Source organism: Actinomadura sp. WAC 06369 (assembly GCF_003947565.1).
GTDB classification, from domain to species: domain Bacteria; phylum Actinomycetota; class Actinomycetes; order Streptosporangiales; family Streptosporangiaceae; genus Spirillospora; species Spirillospora rifamycini.
The window spans coordinates 81,995-104,332 of the sequence record NZ_QHJN01000001.1 but is presented as its reverse complement, the minus strand read 5'-3'; the positions used below and the strand labels follow the sequence as shown (position 1 = coordinate 104,332).

At 73.4% G+C, this 22,338-nt stretch carries 16 protein-coding genes; 5 read left to right on the top strand and 11 right to left on the bottom strand.

The window, feature by feature from the left end:
• Window positions 1–9 precede the first annotated feature (9 nt).
• The 7 genes from DMH08_RS00455 to DMH08_RS00425 all read right to left on the bottom strand — a co-directional run bounded on the left by DMH08_RS00455 (window position 10) and on the right by DMH08_RS00425 (window position 10,310).
• Entirely contained in the window at window positions 10–2,559 is a 2,550-nt protein-coding gene (locus tag DMH08_RS00455; protein ID WP_199747535.1) for an alpha-L-rhamnosidase, read from the bottom strand.
• Window positions 2,556–3,914: an MFS transporter gene (locus DMH08_RS00450; protein WP_199747534.1), complete on the bottom strand. Its 1,359-nt coding sequence runs from the start codon at window positions 3,912–3,914 to the stop codon at window positions 2,556–2,558. The genes DMH08_RS00455 and DMH08_RS00450 overlap by 4 nt, the downstream gene beginning before the upstream one ends.
• Window positions 3,911–5,119, bottom strand: coding sequence for a family 1 glycosylhydrolase (locus DMH08_RS00445; protein WP_125610817.1), 1,209 nt, complete (start codon window positions 5,117–5,119; stop codon window positions 3,911–3,913). The genes DMH08_RS00450 and DMH08_RS00445 overlap by 4 nt, the downstream gene beginning before the upstream one ends.
• On the bottom strand, window positions 5,116–5,967 hold the full coding sequence (locus DMH08_RS00440) for an ATP-binding cassette domain-containing protein (RefSeq protein ID WP_125610815.1): 852 nt from the start codon (window positions 5,965–5,967) through the stop codon (window positions 5,116–5,118). The genes DMH08_RS00445 and DMH08_RS00440 overlap by 4 nt, the downstream gene beginning before the upstream one ends.
• On the bottom strand, window positions 5,964–7,835 hold the full coding sequence (locus tag DMH08_RS00435; protein ID WP_233617320.1) for a dipeptide/oligopeptide/nickel ABC transporter permease/ATP-binding protein: 1,872 nt from the start codon (window positions 7,833–7,835) through the stop codon (window positions 5,964–5,966). Before DMH08_RS00435 ends, DMH08_RS00440 begins: the two co-directional genes overlap by 4 nt.
• The gene (locus DMH08_RS00430; protein ID WP_026401409.1) at window positions 7,832–8,773 is read right to left on the bottom strand and encodes an ABC transporter permease; all 942 of its coding nucleotides are present in this window, start codon (window positions 8,771–8,773) and stop codon (window positions 7,832–7,834) included. The genes DMH08_RS00435 and DMH08_RS00430 overlap by 4 nt, the downstream gene beginning before the upstream one ends.
• A gap of 61 nt (window positions 8,774–8,834) precedes the next feature.
• Window positions 8,835–10,310, bottom strand: coding sequence for an ABC transporter substrate-binding protein (locus DMH08_RS00425; protein WP_199747533.1), 1,476 nt, complete (start codon window positions 10,308–10,310; stop codon window positions 8,835–8,837).
• A gap of 221 nt (window positions 10,311–10,531) precedes the next feature.
• On the opposite strand from DMH08_RS00425, the gene DMH08_RS00420 reads away from it, so the two are divergent.
• Entirely contained in the window at window positions 10,532–11,593 is a 1,062-nt protein-coding gene (locus tag DMH08_RS00420; RefSeq protein ID WP_034517006.1) for a LacI family DNA-binding transcriptional regulator, read from the top strand.
• 6 nt (window positions 11,594–11,599) lie between these two features.
• Here the strand turns inward: DMH08_RS00420 and DMH08_RS00415 are convergent, their stop codons facing one another.
• The 4 genes from DMH08_RS00415 to DMH08_RS00400 are packed head-to-tail and all read right to left on the bottom strand — an operon-like array spanning window position 11,600 to window position 16,568.
• Window positions 11,600–13,666 (bottom strand): alpha-amylase family protein, encoded by a 2,067-nt coding sequence (locus DMH08_RS00415; protein ID WP_125610811.1) that lies wholly within the window; start codon window positions 13,664–13,666, stop codon window positions 11,600–11,602.
• A gap of 47 nt (window positions 13,667–13,713) precedes the next feature.
• Complete coding sequence (locus DMH08_RS00410) at window positions 13,714–14,580, bottom strand: 2-hydroxy-3-oxopropionate reductase (protein WP_026401412.1); 867 nt, start codon at window positions 14,578–14,580, stop codon at window positions 13,714–13,716.
• A gap of 24 nt (window positions 14,581–14,604) precedes the next feature.
• Complete coding sequence (locus tag DMH08_RS00405; protein WP_084549947.1) at window positions 14,605–15,438, bottom strand: alpha/beta fold hydrolase; 834 nt, start codon at window positions 15,436–15,438, stop codon at window positions 14,605–14,607.
• 50 nt (window positions 15,439–15,488) lie between these two features.
• Window positions 15,489–16,568 carry a D-2-hydroxyacid dehydrogenase gene (locus DMH08_RS00400; RefSeq protein WP_233617333.1) on the bottom strand — a complete coding sequence of 360 codons (1,080 nt, stop codon included), beginning with the start codon at window positions 16,566–16,568 and terminating at the stop codon, window positions 15,489–15,491.
• Between the two features lie 213 nt (window positions 16,569–16,781).
• On the opposite strand from DMH08_RS00400, the gene DMH08_RS00395 reads away from it, so the two are divergent.
• The 4 genes from DMH08_RS00395 to DMH08_RS00380 all read left to right on the top strand — a co-directional run bounded on the left by DMH08_RS00395 (window position 16,782) and on the right by DMH08_RS00380 (window position 22,282).
• Entirely contained in the window at window positions 16,782–18,326 is a 1,545-nt protein-coding gene (locus DMH08_RS00395; RefSeq protein WP_026401414.1) for an ABC transporter substrate-binding protein, read from the top strand.
• A gap of 66 nt (window positions 18,327–18,392) precedes the next feature.
• Window positions 18,393–19,946 carry a hypothetical protein gene (locus tag DMH08_RS00390; RefSeq protein ID WP_125610809.1) on the top strand — a complete coding sequence of 518 codons (1,554 nt, stop codon included), beginning with the start codon at window positions 18,393–18,395 and terminating at the stop codon, window positions 19,944–19,946.
• A 117-nt stretch (window positions 19,947–20,063) separates the two neighbouring features.
• Window positions 20,064–20,570 carry a hypothetical protein gene (locus tag DMH08_RS00385; protein WP_125610807.1) on the top strand — a complete coding sequence of 169 codons (507 nt, stop codon included), beginning with the start codon at window positions 20,064–20,066 and terminating at the stop codon, window positions 20,568–20,570.
• Window positions 20,516–22,282 carry an ATP-binding protein gene (locus DMH08_RS00380; RefSeq protein WP_125610805.1) on the top strand — a complete coding sequence of 589 codons (1,767 nt, stop codon included), beginning with the start codon at window positions 20,516–20,518 and terminating at the stop codon, window positions 22,280–22,282. Before DMH08_RS00385 ends, DMH08_RS00380 begins: the two co-directional genes overlap by 55 nt.
• The last annotated feature ends 56 nt before the right edge of the window (window positions 22,283–22,338 follow it).

Sequence of the window (22,338 nt, the reverse complement as noted above, 5' to 3'; positions counted from 1 at the left end):
GGGCTGCTCCTATCGCCTGCCGAGCGCGGCGGCGGCGAGGTCGGCCCTCGCGTCGCCCGCCGTGCCGGGGATCCTGTCCAGGACGGTCCGCAGCGGCTCGTCGCCGAGCCGCCGGACCACCTGCTTGAAGGGGATGTCGGGGAAATGCCTCGCGAACGCCGCTTCCAGGGCGTCCCGGACCGCCCGGTCGGCGAGCAGCGCCCGCAACGGGGTGTCCGGGCCGCGGGCGGCTCCCGGCAGGACCCCTGCGGGCGGCTCGTACGACCAGGCGTGGTCGCCGCCCGCGACCTCGGCCACCAGGCCGTCCGGGTGATGGGGCAGGACGACCGTCGCCGCGGTGCCGTCCGGCACGGTGGCCTCGACCGCCATACGGCCGTCGGCGAGGCGCCAGCTCACGCGCACCTCGCCGTGCGGGGTGCGGTGCGCGAGCGAGGCGCGGGTGAGCCCGCCGCCCGGCCGCGGGGCGATGCGCATCGTCCGGTAGCCGGGTTCGACGGGAGACAGGCCGCCCACGGTCGTGTGCAGCCATTCGGCCACCGCGCCGAAGGCGTAGTGGTTGAGCGAGCACATCGTGGACGGGTTGAGCGTGCCGTCGGGCCGCACCGCGTCCCAGCGCTCCCAGACGGTCGTCGCCCCCATGGTGATCGGGTACAGCCACGACGGGCACGCGGTCTGCAGCAGCAGCCGGTAGGCGTCGTCCAGATGGCCGGTCCGGGTGAGCGCGGGCAGGACGTGCGGGGTGCCCGCGAACCCGGTGGAGATCGTGTAGCCGGAGTCGGCGACCAGGCGGGCGAGGCGGTCCCCGGCCCGCCGCTCCTGCTCCGGGGCCAGGAGGCCGAACACGACGGCCAGTGCGTACGCGGTGACGGTCTCGCCGGTTACCCGCCCGTTGGGGCTCACGTACTCGCGGCGGAACGCCGCCCGCACACGGTCGTCCAGTGCCGCGAAGCGCGCCGCGTCCGCGTCCCGGCCGAGGAGCCGCGCCGCCTCCGCCGCCTCCCGGGCCGTCTTGCACAGGTACGCGTTCGCGACCAGGTACCGGTCGGTCTTGGCGCCCGCGGAGTCGTCGGCGGGGGCGTCCGGATCGAGCCAGTCGCCGAACTGGAACCCGCCGCTCCACAGCCCGTCCCCGTCCAGCCGGGACTCGACGTCGCGGACGAACGCCGCCATCGAGCCGTAGGCGCGGCGCAGGATCCCGAGGTCGCCGTACGCCCGGTACAGCGTCCAGGGGAGGCCGACGGCGACGTCGCCCCACAGCGCCGTCGGGGAGGACGGGTGGGGCAGCACGTCCGGGACGGTGAACGGCACGACGCCCCGCTCCCGCTGCTCGGCCGCGAGGTCGTCCAGCCAGGAGCCGAGCACCCCGCGCACGTCGTAGAGGAAGGCGGCCGTCGGCGCGAAGGCGTTGATGTCGCCGGTCCAGCCCATGCGCTCGTCGCGCTGCGGGCAGTCGGTGGGCAGGCCGACGAAGTTCCCCCGCATGGACCACACCGTGTTGGCGTGCAGCCGGTTCACCAGGTCGTCCGACGTCTCGAACCGGCCGGTCCGGGGCATGTCGCTGTGCAGGACGACGGCGGTGGCGGCGTCGAACGGCTCGTCGACCTCGGCGTAGCGGAAGCCGTGGACGGTGAAGCGCGGCTCCCACGTCTCCGGCGCTCCGCCGCCGCGCAGCGTGTAGCGGTCCGTGGCCTTCGCCGAGCGCAGGGACCGGACGTCGAGCCCGCCGTCCGGCAGGAGCGCCTCGGCGTGCCGGACCGTCACGGTCCGCCCGGCCTCGCCCGTGACGGTCAGCCGGACCCGCCCGGCGATGTTCTGGCCGAAGTCGATGACCGTCGTGCCGGACGGCGCCGTCGAGACGGCGACCGGCGCGCGTTCCTCGATCCGGCGGACCGGCGGCGCCGTCCGGGGGACCAGCGTGCGCTCGTCCCAGTCGAACGGGACGGCGCGGGCCCAGGCGGCGTCGTCGAACCCGGGGAGGTCCCAGCCGTCCGGCTCCAGCCGGGCGTCGTGGGTCTCGCCGTCGTACAGGCTGTGCGCGAGGACCGCGCCGGTGGCGCACGTGAACGTCCCGTCCGTCCCGATCACCTCGGTCCGGTCCCCGTACGCCAGTTCCAGCCGCAGGTAGAGGGCGGGCCTGTCGGTGTAGTGGTGGCGGGCGGCCCCGCCGTTCCCGCTCCAGCCGAGCCGCCCCGCGGCCCAGCCCTCGCCGACCACCGCCCCGACCGCGTTCGCGCCGCGCCGGATCAGTCCGGTGACGTCGTGGGCCGAGACGGGGACGCGGTGCCGGTAGGAGGTCCAGCCGGGCGCGAGGACCTCGTCGCCCACGCGCGTCCCGTTCAGGTGGGGTTCCACGATGCCGAGCGCGGTCGCGTGCAGGGTCGCCCGGTCGGGCGCCCGGTGCACGGTGAACTCGCGCCGGAAGTGGGGGGCGGCCGATTCGGGTTCGAGGGGGAAGGGCGCGGCGATGAATCCGGCCCCGCCGGGCCCGCCCGCGCGCGTCCCCGACGGGCCCGCGACGGTGCGGCCCACAGTCGTGCGTCCGTTCTCGAGCCCGTTCACGGATCCTCCCGGCGTGGTCGGCGCGCGGCTGATGGGAATGGTCGGCGGCGCGGCGCCGGCGCGGCAACGGGTTGCCGCGAGTTGCCCCGGCCCGCCTCCCGCACGCGCCAGAGGACGAGCGAGCCGCCCAGGAAAGCGAGGAGCGCGGACGCCGCGTACAGCACGGTGTAGTTCGCGCCGCCGCCGACGGCGAGCAGCGCGGGCGCGGCGAGCGGCGCCAGCGCGCCGGGGGCCTTCTGGGAGAACGCGTTGATCGCCATGTACCGGCCCGCCGCGGTCTCCCGCTCCGGCAGCACGTCCAGGACGATGGCCTGGTCGACCGCCGTGAACAGCGCGATGCCGAAGGTCGTCAGCGCGGACCCGGCGAGCAGGACCGGAAGGGTACCGGCGAACGCCAGGACGATCCCGCCCGCGGCGAAGACCGCGGCGCCCGCGAAGACGAACGGGCGGCGGCGTCCGAGCCGGTCCGACAGGAACCCGCCGCCGATCGCCGCCGCCGTCGTCGCGGCGACGCCGATCCCGCCGGTGACCGCGACGATCCCGGCGACGTCGGCGAGCGGCCTCTCCAGGCGCTGCGCGATGAGGAACGTGAGGTACGTCGTGCACGACGACTGGCCGAAGAAGAACGCGAACCGGCCCAGCCAGTTCCATGCGAAGTCCGGGTGCGCGCGCGGCGAGAACAGGTACGAGCGGAGCAGCCCGGCGGCGCCGAGCCGGCCGGGGACGGGGCGCGTGCGCCCGTCGGGCTCCCGGGCGAACAGCAGGAACGGCACGAGCAGGACGGCCCCGGCCATTCCCGGCAGCAGGAACACCAGCAGGCCGCTGCCGCTCACGGCGCCCACCATGAGGACGCCCGCCACCGGTGCGACCTGCATCGTGAACCCCGTGAGCCCGGAGACCCTCCCGCGCAGGCGGTGCGGCACCCGGTCGGCCTTCGCGCTCCCCAGCGCGCCCATGGCCGTGCCCCACCCGAGGCTCGCCAGACCCCAGCCGAGCCCCAGCACGGCGACGTTCGGCGCCGCCGCCATCACCGGGACGGCGGCCAGGCCGAGCGCCGCGCCGCCGATCAGGTACGGGGCGCGGCGGCCCAGCCGCGACCGGGTGCGGTCGCTGAGCGTCCCCACGAGCGGGCCGGAGACGAGCGCGAGCGCCGACCCGAACCCGAGGATGTACCCGAGCGTCTCCTCCCGCCCCGGCGCGAGCCGGTCGACGCGCAGCGCCAGCGAGTAGGCCATCGGCACGACGAGGGCCATCGACAGGCCGAAGCTCGCCGTCACGAGCAGCGCGACGAACCGGCGCCCGACCGTGCCGCCGCCCTCCTCGCCGGTGCCGGACGCCGCGGGGGCGGCTCTCACGGACGTCCGCGCCCGGCGACGCTCCCGAGCCAGGCCAGGCTCGGCTTGGGACGCCGCTCGAACGTCTCCCGGTCGACCTCGATGAGCCCGAACGTCGGCTTCCAGTGCCCCCATTCGAAGTTGTCGAGAGCGCTCCAGTGGATGTATCCGCGCACGTCGACGCCGTCGTCGATCGCGTCGAACAGGTGCCGGAGCGCCTCCGAGGTGTAGGCGACGCGGCGCTCGTCGTCGGCGGTCGCGATCCCGTTCTCGGTGACGAGGACGGGCACTCCGCCCGTCGCCTCCCAGGTGTGCCGGACGGCGATGCCCAGCGCGTCCGGCCGGTAGGCGTTGCCGGTCAGCGTGGTGTCCGGACCCTGGGGGTGGGGCACGATGCCGTGCTCGTCCACGGCCTGGCCGGAGTACGACTGCACGCCGACGAAGTCGTCGCCGCGCGCGGCCTCCAGATACAGGTCCTCGCGGACGTACCGGATCTCGCGGAGCCGCTCCTCGTTCCCCGGCGTCGCGGTGAGCGCCTGGTTGGCGACCGTCCAGCCGACCTTCGCTTCGGTGCACTCCGCCAGGACGGCGCGGGCGGCGCGGTGCGCGTCGGCCAGCCGCCGCCCGATCGCCGGGTCCGGGTCGGGCAGGACGGGACGCGCGGCGCCCTCGACCGTCGGGCTCATCCACTTCTCCGCGGCGCCCGCCCCCGCGGCCGCCCGCGCGGCCCGGCCCGCACCGGCCATGAGCGCGAGCATGTTCGGCTCGTTGATCGTGCAGACCCATTCGACGCCGTCGAGGATGCCGCACGCCGCCCGGACGTACGCCTCGAACCGCTCGACCCCGGAGTCGCCCGTCCAGCCGCCCTCTTCGGCGAACCAGCGCGGGTGCGTGAAGTGGTGCAGGGTGACGACGGGCGTCAGCCCGAGGCCCAGCGCGGTGTCGATCATCCGGCGGTAGTGCGCCAGGGCCGCGCGGGAGAACCGGCCGGGGCTCGGCTCGACGCGCGCCCACTCGATGCCGAACCGGTAGGCGTTCAGGCCCGCGCCGGCGAGCAGCCGCATGTCCTCGGCGTACCGGTGGTAGCTGTCGCAGGCGTCCCCGCTGCGCTCCATCCCCGGGACGCGTTCCTCCCGCGCCCACCAGTCGCTGTTGACGTTGCCGCCCTCCACCTGGTGCGGGGCCGTGGCGGCGCCCCAGAGGAAGCCGGGAACGTCGCGGGTCATCCGAGCTCCTCCCGTCCGGCCTCGGCGTCCCGGAGGCGTCGCCGCTCCGCGCGCCGCCGTGCCTGCTCGTCCGGGTCCGCGACGGGCGCGGCCAGCAGGAGCCGGCGGGTGTAGGCGTGCTCGGGCGCCGAGGTGACCGCGCCCGCCGGTCCGGTCTCCACGATGTCGCCCCGGTACACCACGCTCACCCGGTGGCTCACGTGCCGGACGACCGCGAGGTCGTGCGACACGAACAGGTAGGCGACGCCGGTGCGCCGCTGGATGTCGACGAACAGGTCGAGCACCCGCGCCTGCGTCGACAGGTCCAGCGCCGACACGGGTTCGTCGCAGACGATCAGCCGCGGCTCCGGGGCGAGGGCGCGGGCGATCGCGACGCGCTGGCGCTGCCCGCCGCTGAACTCGCGGGGGAGCCGCTCGGGGGCGTCCGCCGGCAGCCCGACCTGGTCCAGCAGCGTGCGCACCCGGGCGCGCGCGTCCCGCGGGGAGGCCCCCTGCACCACCAGCGGTTCGCTCAGGATGTCGCCCACCGTCAGGGCCGGGTTCAGCGAGCCGTACGGGTCCTGGAACACCACCTGGAGGTCCCGGGCGAGCGCGCGGCGCTCCCGCGCCGGCGCGTGCGTGACGTCCCGGTCCCGGAACCGGATGCGGCCGCCGCTCGGCTTCACGAGGCCGAGGACGGCGCGTCCGATCGTCGTCTTCCCGGACCCGGACTCGCCGACGACCCCGAGCGTCTCGCCTTCGCCGACCGTCAGGGAGACGCCGTGCAGCACCTCCACCGGCCGCGCCCGGAAGCCGCGCCCGGGGTAGGCGACGCGCAGGCCGGCCACGTCGAGGAGCGGCGCCGTCATCGCGCGTCCTTCCCGACGCTCTCGCCGGACGGGCGCGGGCCGCGTGCGGCGGCGCCGCCGGGCGGCGGCGGGTCGGACCGGCCGGCGTCGCCCGGGAGGGAGTCGAGCAGCATCCGCGTGTAGGCGTGCCGCGGCTCGCCGAAGAGTTCGGCCGTCGTCCCGGTCTCGACGATCTCGCCGCGCCGCATCACCGCGACCCGGTCGCAGATGTCGGCGACCACCCCGAAGTCGTGGGTGACCAGCAGCACCGCCATGTTCAGCTCCTTCTCCAGGTCGCGCAGCAGGTCGAGGATCTCCGCCTGCACGGTCACGTCCAGGGCGGTCGTCGGCTCGTCCGCGATCAGCAGGAGCGGACGGCTCGCGACCGCGCCCGCGATCAGCACGCGCTGCGCCATCCCGCCCGAGATCTGGTGCGGATACGACCGGAACGTCCGCTCCGGGTCGGGGATGCCGACCCGCTTCAGCAGCGCGAGCACCCGCGCGCGGGCGTCCCGCCGCGAGATCCGGGACGTCGCCGCCGCGCGGACGCCCTCGACGAGCTGGGCGCCCACGGTGAACGACGGGTCGAGGTTCGACATCGGCTCCTGCGGCACGTACGCGATCGACCGGCCCCGGACCCTGCGCAGCTCGCCCTCGCCGAGGCCCAGCAGCTCCCGCCCGTCCAGCCGGATCGAGCCGCGGGTGACCACGGCTTCCGCCGGCAGCACGCCGAGGACCGCGAACGCCGTCTGCGTCTTCCCCGAGCCCGACTCGCCGACCAGCCCGAGCGTCTCCCCGGAGGACAGGTTCAGCGTGACCCCGGAGACGACCTCGTCCAGCTCGCCCGACGGCGCGGGGTAGGCGATCGCGAGGTCCTCGACCGTCAGCAGCCCGCCCGCCGCCGGGGCCGCGTCCGCGCCCGCCGCCGGGGTTGCGCGGCGGGCCGGCGCCGGAACGACCTTCGACGGCTTGGGCCGCGCGCCCTGGAGGGTGTCGCGCAGGGCGTTCCCGAACAGCACCAGCGCGGCGGTCATCACGCCGAGCAGCAGGCTCGGCCAGACGAACTGCAGGGGCTCCTGGTACAGGTTCAGGAATCCCTCGGAGATCATCGCGCCGAAGCTCGGGGTGGTGGCCGGCCCGACGCCGAGGAACGCCAACCCGGACTGCACGCCGATGGACTGCCCCGCGAGGAACGCGGCCGCGATGACGACCGGCCCCCGGACGACGACCAGGATGTGCCGTCCCATGATGCGCCGCCCCGTCAGCCCCGCGACGCGCGCGGCGTCCACGTACGGCTCGTTCTTCACCCCGAGGACCTGGTTGCGGACCAGGCGGTACACGCCCGGCGACAGCAGCACCCCGAAGATCGCCATCGTGACCCGGAAGTCGCCGCCGGTCACCGGCATCAGCACGATCAGCAGCAGCAGGCCGGGCAGCGTCATGATGAGGCTGAACACCCATTCGGTGACGCCCCGGATCCGCCGCTCGAAGTACCCGCCGATCAGGCCCGCCGTGACGCCGATGGCCAGCGCGATGGACGTCCCGACGAGCGCCGACACGACGCTGGTGTTGATCGAGTGGAGCAGCCGGGCGAAGATGTCGCGCCCGCTGCCGTCGCCGCCCAGCGGGTACCCGGGCGTCCCCGGATCGGCGTTGATCGCGTCGAGCGACGCCTCGTTCGGGCCGTGCTCGGCCAGCAGCGGCGCCAGCAGCCCCAGCAGGACGATCACCAGCAGCAGCGCGGCGGTGACGGCGGCCTGCGGATCCCGCAGCAGCCGTCGCGCCGCCGACCTGCGGCGGGGCGCCGCCTTGCCGGTGCCCGCGATGCCCGGTTCGGAGGGACCGGCCGTCGCGTCCGCGGATTCGGCGCCTGTCGGATTCTTGCTCAATGCACCCTCGCCTTCGGGTTGAGCCAGCCGTTCACGAGGTCGACGGTGAGGTTCAGACCCACCACGAGGAGGACGGCGAAGACGCTGACGCCCATGATGATCGGGACGTCGCCCTGCAGCGACGCCTCGAACGCGTACGAGCCGAACCCCGGCAGCGCGAACACCTGCTCGATCACCAGCGCGCCGCCCAGCATCGTGATGAACTCGAACGAGAGCACGGTCAGCGCGGGCCCCGCCGCGTTGCGCAGCGCGTGCCGCAGGACGACCGAGCGGGTCCGGATGCCGCGCGTCCGCAGCGTCCGGACGTAGTCCCGGCGCAGCTCGTCGATCATCGATCCGCGGATCTGCGCGGTCAGCGACGCCACCCCGGACACCAGCAGCGCGAGCACCGGGATGAGGATCGTCTGCGCCCAGCGCGCCGGGCTCTCGCCGATCGGGGTGAACCCGGTGGCCGGCAGCAGCTCGAGGTTGATCGACAGGACGACGACCAGCACAATCGCGATCAGCAGGTTCGGCACCAGGTAGCCGGTGAGCGAGGCGCCCTGCGCGACCCGGTCCATGACGCCGCCGCGCGTCGCGGCGAACACGCCCAGGGCCACGCTGATCAGGACCGTGAAGGCCAGCGCGACGAGCACGATCGACAGCGTGACGCCGAGGCGGGCGGACACCGCCGGGCCGACCGGCTCGCTCGTGAAGTACGAGACGCCGAAGTCGCCCCGCACCGCCCGCGACAACCAGTCGAGGTACTGGACGAGCACCGGGCGGTCCAGGCCCATGTCGGCTTTCATCGCCCGCACGGTCTCGGGCGTCGCGGCCGGGCCGAGCCTGCCGCGGACGATGTCGTCGAAGGACAGGCTCAGCAGCAGATAGGTGATCAGCGTGACCAGCACCGCGAGCAGCAGGCCCGTGGAGGACCGGCGCAGCGCGTAGAGGAGCATGAGGGTTCCTTCAGGGGTGGGGCGGAGTGGCTCGAACGGTCGCGGACGGCGACGGATCCGGTCAGCCGGTGGGGCCGAACGTCCGGATGGTGGAGAACACGTTCGACCCGTCGCCGAGGAACTCGACGTCGCCGTCGGTCGCCCAGGACCGGGGGGTGAAGAAGAGCGGCGCGAACCACGCGTTCTCGACCGTGAAGGCGTTGATCCGCCTGTACAGTCCGGCGGCCTCGGCGGGGTCGGACTCGGCGTTCACCTGCTCCAGCAACGTCGTCAGCTCGGGGTCGGTGCTGTCGAACACGTTGCGGGAGCCGAGGTATGCCTGCACCTCACCCGGCGTGGACGTGATCCCCTCGACGAAGAGGAACATGCCGTACTCCTTCGAGGTGGTCGCCGACACGCTGTTCTGCGGGGGAGTGGGGTCCCAGGTCACCTTGATCCCGATCTCCGCCAGCGACTGGTCGATCGTCGGCTCGAACGGCTTGGTGAAGAACAGGCTCGGCATGTGAACCTCGAACCCGTTCGGGTATCCGGCCTCGGCCATCAGCTTCTTCGCCGCGGCCGGATCGTAGGAGTACGTCTGCTCCAGGGCCGGGTCGTACGCATCGCTCTTGGGGTTGAACACCTGCTGCGTGGGCTTGCCGGCGCCGCGCAGCAACTGCTCGACGATCTTATGGCGGTCGAACGCCATGTTGATCGCCCGCCGCACCCGCTCGTCGCCGAGCGGCTTCACTCGCGTCCCGTCCCGGTCGACGAGGGCCACCCCCGCCAAGGCGGCCGCCTCGATGTACTTCACGTCGAATCCGGCCGCCTTGAGCCGGTCGACCTGCGTGGTCTCGACGCTGGCCGCGCTGAGCCCGCCGGACCGCAGGGCGTTCACGGTGGCGGTGCGGTCCTTGATCACCCGGATCTCGACGGTCTCGAACGGGTACGCCTTCGCGTTCCAGTGGTCGTCGCGCTTCTTCAGCACGTACTTCGAGGCGTTCACCGTCGCCCCGTCCAGGACGTACGGTCCCGAGCCGACCGGGTCCAGGGCCGTGCGCTCGGAGTCCAGGGTCTTCGGATCGCCGATCACGCCGACCGCCATCGTGAGCGCGTGCAGCAGAGTCGCGTCCGGCTTCTCGAGGTTCAGCACGACCGTGCTCGCGTCCGGCGCCTCCACCGACTCGACCGCCGCCAGCTTGAACCGGTTCGGGCCCGGCTCCTTCATCGTCCGTTCCAGGGTCGCCTTCACGGCGGCCGAGTCCACCGGGTCGCCGGTGCTGAACGTCATCCCGTCCTGCAGCTTCAGGGTGAGGGTCTCGCGGTCGTCCGAGTAGCTCCAGCTCTCGGCCGCGTTCGGCCGCAGTTCGCCCTTGTTGTCGTACGTCAGCAGCGTGTCGTAGACCGAGCTCCAGACGTACGCCTGGGTCCCGTCCGTGAGTTCCACGGGGTCGAACGAGTTGGGTGCGCCCTGGACGGCGAGGGTCAGCGTCCGGCCGTCCGCCGACGACCGCCCGTCCGACGCGCCGCAGGAAGCCGTCGCCAGTATCGCGGCCATGGCCGCGACCGAGGTGAGCACCCGCGGTCGCATCCGCCGGCCCGAGGATCGATTACGCATCGTGGGGGTTCCTTCATGCTGGTGAACGGTGGGGTGGACGGGACGTTTCGCCTGGATTACGGCCCCATCAGACGTTCGCCTCGTGCATGACGGCAAGCAGTTGCCATATGTTGTCTCCATCACACGAGAACGACATTCTCATCATGGGGAGGCGAGGAGCGATGACCACCGCAGCGAACCGTTCCGGCAGGCCGCCGACGATCTACGACGTGGCGGAGGCGGCGGGTGTCGCGGCCTCCACGGTGTCGCGCGCCTTCTCCCGGCCGGGCCGGGTCAACGCCGAGACCGCCGAGCGCATCCGGCGGGTGGCGGCCGAACTCGGGTACCGCACGGCGCCGGCGTCCCCGGCGCCGGCCCGCACCCGCACGTCCATGCTCGCCCTCGTCGTGTCCGACGTGACGAACGCCTTCTACGCCGAGATCATCCGCGGCGCCGAGTCGGCCGCCGCCGAAGCGGGCTACGTCCTGCTGCTCATCGACGCGCAGGAGTCCGACACGCTCGAGCGCGACAGCCTCCGGCGCGCGCTGCCCGGTGTCGAGGGAGTCGTCCTGGCGGGCACCCGCCTGCCCGACTCCGCCATCCGCGTGGTCGCCGGCCGGCGCCCCACGGTCGTGCTCAACCGCGACGTCGCGGACGTCCCGAGCATCGTCCTCGACGACGCGTACGGCATGCGCCGGGCCGCCGAGCATCTCGCCGGGCTGGGGCACCGGGCGCTGACCTACGTCGCCGGGCCGGAGGCGTCGTGGGCGGACGGGATGCGCTGGCGCACGCTCCGCGAGGCGGCCGCGGACCTCGGCCGCCGGGCGCAGCGCGTCGGCCCGTTCCCGCCCACGGTCGCGGGCGGCCGCGCGGCGGCCGCCCGCCTGCACGCCGACCCGCCGACGGCCGTCGTGGCCTACAACGACCAGCTCGCGATCGGCCTGATGCTCGCCCTCCGGACGGCCGGGATCCGGGTGCCGGACGACATGAGCGTGATCGGCTTCGACGACATCTTCCCCGCCCGGATCGTCTCTCCCGGACTGACGACCGTGGCCGCCCCGCTGCGAGCCCAGGGCAGGGCGGCGGTCCACGCCGTGCTCGCCGGGCGCGGCGAGCCCGCGGGCCCGCCCGCGCGGCCGATGCCGCTGCCCGTCCGCCTCATCGTGCGGGACTCGACGGCCCGGCGCCGCCGCACGCACGCCGCCGCGGGCCGCAACGGCCCGGGCGGCACGCGGCGCCTGTGACGCCCGTCAGGAGGCGGCGGCCTCTCCCGTGTCCGCCCGCGCCCTCGCCGACCGAATGCTGATCACGTCGAACAGGTCGATGACGGGGAGGTCGATGACGAGAGAACTTCCCTCCATGCGCGTGCCGAGCTCCTGGCGGGCGACCAGCGAGACGGCCGACTCGTCGCCGGTGGCGTGGTGCAGCACCAGGCGGCCGCCGCCGACCGGCACGTGCGGACCGAAGGAGCGTCGCCGTGCTCCCGTCTGGTTGATCAGGTGGACCACGTAGCCTTCCTCGTCCCGTCCCAGGACGAGTTCCACCTGCTCGGGCAGCGCCGCGCCGACCGGGACGTCCGCCAGCGGCTCCACCACGCGCAGCAGGTGCTCGCGGATCTCGGTCTTGGCGAACTCCCGGTACGTGCGGCCGATCGTCCACGTGATCATGGACGACACGCCGGATCCGTACCGGATGGAGGCGACCGCCGGATCGCCGCCGGGGGTGTGGCCGTAGCTCAGCTCCGGCGGCCCCCAGGGGGCCTGGGCGAGGAGGCGGCCCGCCCTTTCGCCGCCCGGCTTCCAGACGTAACGGGCGTTGCTTCCGTACACGGGGACGACCGACCCCACGAACCGGTTCTCGCCGGCGTGCGGCTGCTCGTCCAGGGTGGCGTAGGTCGACCACACCTCCGCGCCGGACATCGGGGCGCCGATACGCCGCGCCGCCGGGCTCGCCGCCGGTTCCACGCCGCCCTCCGGCGTGGTTCCGCTGCCGCCGGTGGTGAGCAGGTTCCCGCCGCGTTCCACGAACGCGTCCACCGCGGCGGACGCTTCGGCTCCGAGGGGCCCGACGTCGGGCAGCACGACGAGCCGGTAGCGGTCCAGCCGGTCGGCGCCCATCGCGGCCAGATCGCGGAGCCCGACCACGTCGAAGGGCAGGTGCCTCTCCTGCAGGGCCTGGTACACCCCCCGGAATTCTTCGAGCGTCCCGTGGAGAGCCGCACCGCCGCCGCGTCCGCCCGCGGGCCGCACCAGGGCGATCGTCGCGGCCGGCCGCAGCGACGCGTAGAGGCCGTGCCGCTCGCGGTGGAACCGGGTCACCTGCCGGGCCAGCGAGACGCTCGCCATCGGCAGCCGTCCCGGGGCGCCGAGGATGTAGGTCGAGGGGTTGCCGCCGCGCGCGATCGCCTGGACCAGGTGCTGGGCGACGTGTTCGGGCTGTTCCGCGCCCATGCGGTACGTCGAGTCGACGTGCGCCACCGCGTTGAGGACGAGCGGTGCTTCCGGCCGGGCCGACAGGTGGGCGCTCACCGTCTCGGCGGTCGCATGGGGCCACAGCTCCTTGCCGGGCAGGTGCCGGAACGCGTTGCTGCCCTCGCAGTAGAGCACCGGGGCGCCCTTGGAGAGGACGAGCGCGAGGTCGCGGTCGCGCGACGCCACGTGGGCGGTGTACTTCCGCCCGAGCTCTTCCAGCGTGGCGGCGGTGAAGCGCAGCCACAGCGGAAGGTCACGCGTCTCGTGGGTGTCGGGGAGCGCGCGGCCGTCGCCGAACTCGGCGAACCGCTCGGCGCACGAGGCGCAGTGGCAGACGCCGTGCACGACCTCGCTGTAGTCGCGCTCGTTGAAATTGAACCAGTTGACGAAGAAGCCGCCGACGGCGTACCGGTCGAGGATCTCGTCCATGATCTCCAGCGCGCGCTCCTGGTAGTACTCACCCGACGGGCACGTGCTGTAGAGCGCGTTGTAGATCTGCGGCCCTCCCGCGGCCGAGGCGAACAGCCACTCGGGGTGCTCCGCGGCGACCGCGGCGGCGACCTTGGAGAGGTCCAGCCGCGCGATCACCCGGACGCCCCGCCGCGCGGCGGCGGCCACGGCGTCGCCCAGCAGGTCCCCGGAGGCGCGGTCGGCGAGGAAGGGGTTCCGCGTGTGGAACGGCAGATCGGTCGGATAGAACGCGACGATCCCCCCGGCGTTGAGCAGCCAGGTGTCCGCGCCGTGGTCCTCGATGACGTCGAGCGCGGCCTCGACGTCCATGCCGGCGTCGATCTCTTGTAGGTTGGTCTGGAAGACCGTGAACGGCCTCTGCCATCTGCTCGGCATGCGGGGGTCTCTTTCTGTCGACGGGCGCGTGAAGCGGGGCGAGCGGCTCAGCCCGTCCGGCCGTTCAGGAGCAGTGCGAGGGCGGAGTGGTCGTGATCGCCCAGGCCGGTGGCGACCGCCGCGTTCATCAACTGGTGCACCAGTCCGGAGGCGGGCAGCGGCACGTCGAGCCGGGCCGACGCCTCCACGGCGAGTCCCAGGTCCTTGCGGTGGAGCGCGATGCGGAAGCCCGGCTCGTACTCGCCCTCGATCATCCGGGCGCCGTGCACCTCGAGCACGCGCGACGACGCGAACCCGCCCAGCAGGGCGTCGCGGACGGCGCCGGGGTCCACGCCGGCGGCCTCGGCCAGGCGCAGCGCCTCGGCGACCGCCTCGATCGTCACGCCGACCACGATCTGGTTCGCCACCTTCGCCACCTGGCCGGCGCCGGCCGCGCCGATGTGGGAGACGCGCCCCCCGAGGACCTCGAAGAGCGGCGCGGCCCGCTCGACGGCCGCGCGGTCGCCGCCGACCATGATCGACAGTGTCCCGTCGCGGGCCCCGACCTCGCCGCCGGACACCGGGGCGTCCAGATGGTCGCCGCCGGCTTCGGCGACCTCGGCGGCGAGCGCGCGCTCCGCGGAGGGCGAGATCGAGCTCATGTCGATGACGAGCGTGCCCGGCCGCAGCGCGGCGAGCACGCCGTCCTCTCCGCGCATCACCGCTTCGACGTCCGGGGTGTCCGGGAGCATGAGGACGACGGCGTCGCTGTCCCGCACGGCTTCCGCCACGGACCCCGCGAACCGTGCCCGGTCCCCGAGCGCTTCGCGGGCCGCCGCGCTGTCGCGGTAGACGGTGAGCCGGTGGCCGGCCGCGATGAGGTTGGCGGCCATCGGCCGTCCCATCACGCCCAGGCCGATGAAGCCGATGTCCATGTCCATCTCCTCGGGTACTCGTCGTCAGGTCCGGGCCGCGTCGCCCGGACGGTCGAGCGCGTGCGCCCGCAAAGCCGCCGCGACCTCCCCGGGCGCCGCCGCCGGGGCGAGATGGGCGACACCCGGGAGGATCTCCAGCCGCGCCCGCCGCATCGCGCGCGCGATGGCGCGCTGCTCGTGCGGGGGAGTGGCCGGGTCCTCCGCGCCGCCCAGAACCAGCGTGCGGGCGTCGATCCGGCCCAGGTCGTCCCGCACGTCCGCCTCGGCGAGCACGTCGCAGCCGACCGCGTAGCCCTCCGGGTCCGTCGAGCCCAGCATGTCGGCGTAGGCCCGCACGACCTCGGGCCGGTCGCGCCGGAACTCCGGCGCGAACCAGCGGTCCAGCACGGGAGGGACGATCGCCGCCATTCCTTCCCGCCGGACGAGGCCCGCCCGCTCGACCCAGCTCCGCCGGTCGAGCACCGCGGCACAGCACATGACGGCGAGGGACGCGACACGGTCCGGCGCCAGCCGCGCGGCGCGAAGCGCGATCATGCCGCCGATCGAGATGCCCGCGAGATGGACCGGTCCGGTACCGAGGCCGTCGACGACGCGCAGCACGTCGTCGACGAGCTCGTCGATGCCCCGGGGCGCCGCGCGGTCCGCGGCGTCGCCGTGACCGCGCTGGTCGAAGCGCGCCACGTCGAACGAATCGGTCAGGAACGGGACGACGCCGTCCCACAAAGCGGTGGTGGTGCCCAGCGAGTTCAGCAGGACCATCGTGCCGAGGGCGCCATGCGGACCGGTCGCCCGGTCCAGGACGATGCCCGGGGGCACGGCATCGCGGCGGCCGGTCCGTGGCACGTCACGTACTGACATGGGACGTCCTGACTGTCGGGGGAGCGGTGTCGTGTCGGTGCCCGGTCGTCTCAACCGCGCCGGTCCCCCGTGTAGACGTCGCGCTCGGTCAGCGCGTTGAGGAGGGGCTCGCCGGCGCGGTAGCGCCCGATGTTCTCGACGATGATGTCGATCGAGCGCTGGGTGCGGTCCGGGACGGCCGGAGTCACGTGGGGTGTGATCATGACGTTGGGGAAGTCCCAGAGCGGGGACTCCGGGGGAAGCGGCTCGGGCGTGGCCACGTCGAGTCCGGCGCCTGCGATCTCTCCCGCCCGCAGGGCCTCGACGAGGGCGTCCTGATCGATGATCCCGCCGCGTGCCATATTGATGACGAACGCGGTGCCCTTCATCCGCGCGAACTCGCGGGTCGAGAAGAGGTGGCGGGTGGCGTCGGTCAGCTGCGCCGCGATCATGATGACGTCGGCCTCGTCGAGGAGCGGCCCCAGGTGGTCTCCGTCGTCCGAGGACAGCATGACGTCCACGTCCGGGTCCTTTTCCGCGGGGCGGCGCCGGTACACGACCACGCGCATGCCGAACGCCTTGCCGAGGCGCGCCATTTCCCGGGCCGTGTGACCGAATCCGATGATGCCCAGCGTTTTCCCCCACAGCGCCAGCTTCTTCTCGTAGCCGTCGATGAAGCGCCAGAGGTGCGCGTCCTGCATTTCGAACAGCCCCCGGGCATCGAAAGTGAGCGCGAGCGCGAAGTAGAAACCGTGCTGGGCCAGTGCGGGGGCGGAACGGCCGGCGGACCCGGTGACGATCAGCCCCCGCTCGAACACCTCGGGTCTCGCGGATCTGGTGAGACCGGAGTGGTCGCAGTGCACCCACGCCAGGCGCGGCGCGGCGAGGTACCGGTCGTCGAGGTCGCCCGTGATGACGGCGACGTCCGCGTCCTCGAGCGCACCGGCGATCCCGGCGTTGTCCCACGGAGCGACATGGACGAACTCCGCCGGAGCGAACGCCCGACGCAGCTGCTCCACCTGGTCCGGTTCGAACATGACCGTTGCGAGCACCGAGCGGATGCTGGGGTTCCGATGATTCGGCTGCATGGGTTGTGGCCTACCTCCAATGGCGAGGGCCGGGCGCGGGCGCCGAGCCGATCGCTGGTTCATCACAGCGGTCCGAAGATCCGTCCGGCAATCGCTTGCCATCTGTTGCCATGACGGCGAAACGCCGCGCGCGGCGGGCGGAGTCGTGCGGAGGGGACGCTGCGGCAACCCGTGGCAACCGCTTGCCGCTCGTCGCGGGCCGCACGTCTGATGCTCGGTGACCCCGGCGGGATGGCGGCGGTGGAACCGTGCGTCCAGGACGAAGGAACGTGCGCGATGCTCATTCGACCCACAGGACAGCGGCCGCCGCTACGGCTCCCCGCGGCCGTGGCGGCCGTGGCCGCGCTGCTGGCGACGGCGTCCTGCGGCGCCTCGGGCGGACGGCCGCCGGCGGACGCCGGGACGCTCTCCCTGGCCGTGCAGAACACCCCGAACTCGTTCGACCCCGCGCAGCTCCTGAGCGGGACGCAGTCCTACGTGTGGAGCGCGCTCTACGACACGCTCCTCACCGTCGACAACAAGGGCGAGCTCAAGCCGAACGCCGCCGAGAGCTGGGCGTACTCCGACGACCGCGAGACGCTCACCTTGACGCTGCGGGAAGGCATGACGTTCAGCGGCGGGGCTCCCGTGACGGCCGCGGCGGTGAAGGCGACGCTCGAGCGGACGCTGTCGACCCCAGGACCGAACAGCTTCACGGTGGCCTCGATCGACTCGGTCGACGCCCCCGACGCGCGGACGGTCGTCCTCCACCTGAAGGCACCGGACGGTGCGCTCCTGCGCTCGCTCGCGGCGGCGGCCGGGGTGATCGGGGACCCGGAGACGCTGGACGCCGAGCGGACGGCGCTCGACCCGGTCGGGTCGGGCCCGTACGTCCTGGACGGGTCGACGGTCAACGGCTCGGAGTACGTCCTGAAGAAGCGGGACGACTACTGGAACGCGAAGGCGTACCCGTTCGAGACCGTCAGGATGCGGGTGATGAAGGACCGCACGGCGATCGTCAACGCCTTGCGGTCCGGAAGCCTGAACGCGGCCAGCGTGGAGCCGACCCACGTCGACCAGTTCAAGGCCGGCGGGTTCGAAGTGACGTACATCGACGCGGTCGTGGTGGGGATGCTGAGCCTGTCCGACCGCGGCGGGAAGGTGCTGGAACCCCTGTCGGACGTGCGGGTGCGCCGGGCGATCAACATGGCCTTCGACCGCGAGAAGATCGTCGAGCAGCTGCTGCGCGGTGCGGGCGAGCCGACGCGGCAGGTGTTCAGCCCGAAGGGCGAGGCGTACGATCCCGCGCTGGAGCGGGCGTACACCTATGATCCGGCGGCCGCGAAGAAGCTGCTCGCGGAGGCCGGCTATCCGGACGGGTTCGCCGTGCGCATGCCGAGCCTGTTCTTCACCAAGCCGTTCGAGCCGACGGTCGCCCAGGCGCTCGGAGAGATCGGTATCGAGGTCGCCTGGGACCCGACGCCTCCGCAGAACAGCGCGTCGTCGATCAGCTCGCAGAAGTACGGCATGCTCCTCCAGATCGAAGGGCTGAACGCCGCTCCGATCGAGGTGAAGAACTCGCTGGATCCGAAGGGGCCGCGCAACGTGTTCGGCACCCGGGACCCCGGGCTCACGGAGATGCTCGACCAGGCGAACGCCGTGGGAGACCCCACGCGGGCGGCCGCGCTGTACAAGCGGATCAACGCGTTCCTGGTGGAGAACGCCTGGTACGCGCCGATCTTCTACAGCGGGCGCAACTGGGTGACCGCCGACGGGGTCGAGTTCCTCGGCGACGGATCCAACCTCTTCAACAGCATCCGCGCATTCGGCGTCTCGGATTAGCGCGAAGCAGACGCAGGGTCGCCGCGACTCCCGGCTGTGCGGCCCGGCTTCTTCCCAAGGAGGAGAATGATCACAAGATTCGCCCGCCCCCGTATCGTGCGGGCCGTCGTCGTCACGACGGCGCTCGCGATGCCGATCGCCCTCTCCGCCGGGCCGTCCGAGGTGGCCGCGCGTGCCGACGCGCCCGCCCCGGCGCCCGCTCCGGCGACCGTCTCGGTCGACTTCGGCGACGAGAAGGGCCGGCTTCGGCGCTCGGAGCGCTACAACAACTACCCCAACGAGAACGCGTTCGTCGAACAGCGGTCCGCCGACGTCCGGTTCCTCAACGAGCAGGGCCTTCATCAAGAGGTCCACCGGGTGTGGCTGGACTACGTGTTCGAGCAGTGCAGCATCGAGACCCGCACGTGCGATTTCTCCGGTAACACGGACGCCTACCTCACCGATGCGAGCAACCTCTCCGACGCGGTGCTCGTGAACCTCAACCCGAGCGAGTTCATCCGCGGCGAGCGGCCGTTCGAGGACCTGCAGCCCCTGCTCGAGGTGATGCTCGGAGACCTCAAGAAGAAGTACCCGGCCGTGAAGTACGTCGAGGTGTTCAACGAGCCGGACTGGCAGTACCACGGGCATGAACGCCACGATGGCCGCCCGGCGGACGAGGTCACGCTGCGACCCGGTGACCTGTACCGCTTCTACGTGCCGTTCTACAAGGCGGCCAGGAAGGCCGACAAGGGCGTGCGGGCGGCCGACCGGCTCCGCGTGGGCGGCCCGGCGCTCAGCGTCATGGACCCCGAGTGGATGGAGCCGTTCCTGGACGACTACGCCGCCGACCGCGACCCGCACAAGCGGCTGGACTTCATCAGCCACCACTCCTACCTGAAGTGGGACGACGACTACCAGGTGCCGACCTTCTACAAGTCCGACCTGCGGCAGGTCTCGTCGGAGCGCGGCGACATCCTCGAGTGGCTGAGGGAACGCCGCATCCGAGGGCGGATCCCCAGCTTCATCACCGAGACGGGCATCTACCCCGGCCCGTCCTTCGACGACCGGACCGGCACGGCCGACTACCTCCGGCAGGCGGCCGGCATGGCCACCTACACCTACCTGTACTCCCGGCAGCCCGACACCTACATGTTCAACTGGGTCGTCCGGCACTTCGCGGAGGGACGCAAGGACCAGCTGGTGACACGGGTCGACGACGGGCCCGTCCCCACCGGGGTCTTCACCCCCTACGGCAACATGATGCTGATGCAGTCCAGGATGAAGGACATCGAGGTGTCCGCCGCCGTCTCGGGCAGCCGCAAGGACGACAACGGCGTTTACGCGACCGCCTCGAAGGACCGGACGGGGGCGTCGCTCATGGTCTGGAACTGGCAGCACACCAACGACCGGAGCCATCGGACCACCGTCGACATGTCCGGGCTGCCGCGGCATTTCAGGCACAGGCCGGTGCGCCAGCGCATGTTCAGGATCGACCAGAACACGAGCAACTACTTCGCCGACCCGGCCGGGGCCGGCCTGCGGCAGGTCTCCGAAAAGATCGTCAGGCCCGGCACGCGCCATAGCGAGACCATCGACCTCAAGCCCAACGCCCTCTACCTCATCCTCCTGGAACCCGCCTGATCGCGGTTCCCGCATCGCCGCGCCGAGCGCCCGATCGGGACGGCTGCCGGGAAGGGCATCGCGTCCGGCAAGGCGCGGTGCCCTCCCCGGCACGCTCGTTCAGCGGAGGACCCGCCGGTGCAGTCCGGCGATCTCCGGTCCGGGGTCGAGGCCCAGCTCGTCACGCAGCCGCGTACCAGCTCGCTGATCTGCGCGGGGAGGTTCGTCTGCGGCGCCGTTTCGGGCGCGGTGGCCAGCGCGGGGTCCTGCGGGCGCGACGAGGCGCTGGCCCGGGTCGGGGCGCTGCTGAAGTCGGCCCGGCTGGTCACCCTCACCGGACCCGGTGGTGTCGGCAAGACGCGCCTGGCCCTGGAGACCGCCGCGCGGGCCGCCGCGGACCATCCGGACGGCGTGTGGCTCGTCGAGCTGGCGGGTCTCGACCGGACGGCCGGGGCACCGGGGGTCGAGCGGCTCGCGGAGACGGTCATCGCCGTGCTCGGCGTCCGCGACGACACCGCCCCCGGCCTGCCGCTTCCGGCGCGCCCGCCGATCCGGCCGCACGGCTCGCCGACGCGCTGCGGACCCGCCGGATGCTGCTCGTCCTGGACAATTGCAAGCACGTCGTCGACGACGTCGCCGCGTTGAGCGAGCGGCTGCTGCGGGCGGCGCCGCGGGTGCGGATCCTCGCCACCGGCCAGGAGCCCCTGCGGCTCGCCGGGGAGTCGGTCTGGCCCGTGCCGCCGCTGGAGTCACCGCACTCCCCGGGCGACCACGGGCCCGCGGCGCTCCGCAGGTTCAGCGCCGTCCGGCTGTTCGAGGCGCGCGCGGCGGCCGCCGTTCCGGGGTTCGCGGTCGACGCCGCCAACGCCCGCGCGGTTTGCCGCCGGCTGGACGGCGTCCCGCTCGCCCTGGAGCTGGCCGAGCGGCTCGACGACCGGTTCCGGCTGCTCTCCTCGGGACACTGCGGCACCCCGGCGCGGCAGCGGACCCTGCGCGCGATGATCGACTGGAGCTGGGAGCTGCTGTCCGGGCCCGAACGCGTCGTCCTGCGCCGGCTCGCGGCGCACCACGAGGGCTGCACGCTGGAGGCGGCGGAGGAGGTCTGCGCGGACGGCGCGGACGTCGCGCCCGAGGACGTCCTCGGCCTGCCGGCGCGCCTCGTCGACCGCTCGATGGTGGTGCGGGCCGCGAGCCCGGGCCGGACCCGCTACCGGCTGCTGGAATCGGTCGCCGCCTACGCCCTGAAACGCCTGGAGGAGGCCGGCGAGACCGAGCGGGTCCGGCTCCGGCACCTGACCTTCCACACCGCACCGGCCGAACGCGCGGAGCCGCGACTGCGCGGCTCCGACCAGCGGCGCCGGCTGGGACGCCTGGACGCCGAGCACGCCGACCTGCGCGGCGCGCTGGAGGAGGCCGTGCGGCGGCGCGACGCCGGCCTCGCGCTGCGCCTGGTCAACGCGCTGGCCTGGTACTGGTACCTGCGCGGCAGGATCGGCGAGGGGCGGCGCGCGTTCGCGATGGCGCTGGGCGTCCGGGCGGCGGCCTCCGCCGCGGCGAGGGCGCGGACCGAAGCCTGGCGGACCGGCCTGGACCTGCTGGGCGAGCGCGCGGCGGACGTCCGCACGCCCTCGGAGGCCATCGCCGACCCGGGCGAACGCGCCAGGGCGGAGTGGTTCCTCAGCGACGTGCTGCTCGGCGCCGGCGACCTCGACCACAGCCGGGACCTGGCCACCGAGGCCAACCACGCGCTGGTCCGCGGCGACCTCGGCACGCTCGAAAGGTCCGGGCAGGAGAGCCTGGCGATCTTCGAGGAGCTGGGCGACCGGTGGGGGCAGGTGCGGGCCGTCGAACTGCTCGCGCGGCTCGCGGAGATCCGGAGCGACCATCGCGGGTCCGCCGACCTCTGCCGCGCCGGCCTCCGGCCGGCCGAGGAGCTCGGGCTGTGGCTGCAGGTCTCGCTGCTCCGGTCCGGGCTCGGCCGGATCGCGCTGCTGGCGGGCGACCACGCCGCGTCGCACCGGCACCACGAGAGCGGCAGGGCCCTCGCCGCCGAGCACGGCTACCGTCCCGGCGAGGCGTTCGCCCTCACCGGCCTCGCCCTCACCGCCCGCCGCGCGGGCCGCCTCGACGACGCCGAGGTCTGCATGCGCGACGCCCTCGCCCGGGCACGCGAGGTGGGGTACGCGCCGGGCATCGCGCTCGGCCTGGCCGAGCTCGGTTTCACCGCCGAGCAGCGAGGGGAGACGCGGCGGCGGCCGGGGAACTCCACCAGGAGGCCCTCGCCGTCGCACGGGACATCGGCGACCCCAGGGCGGTCGCGCTCGCCCTCGAAGGGCTGGCCGGCGCGGCGGCGCTGACGGGCGCCCCGGCGGAAGCGGCGCGGCTCCTCGGCGAAGCCGCCGCCCTGCGCGAG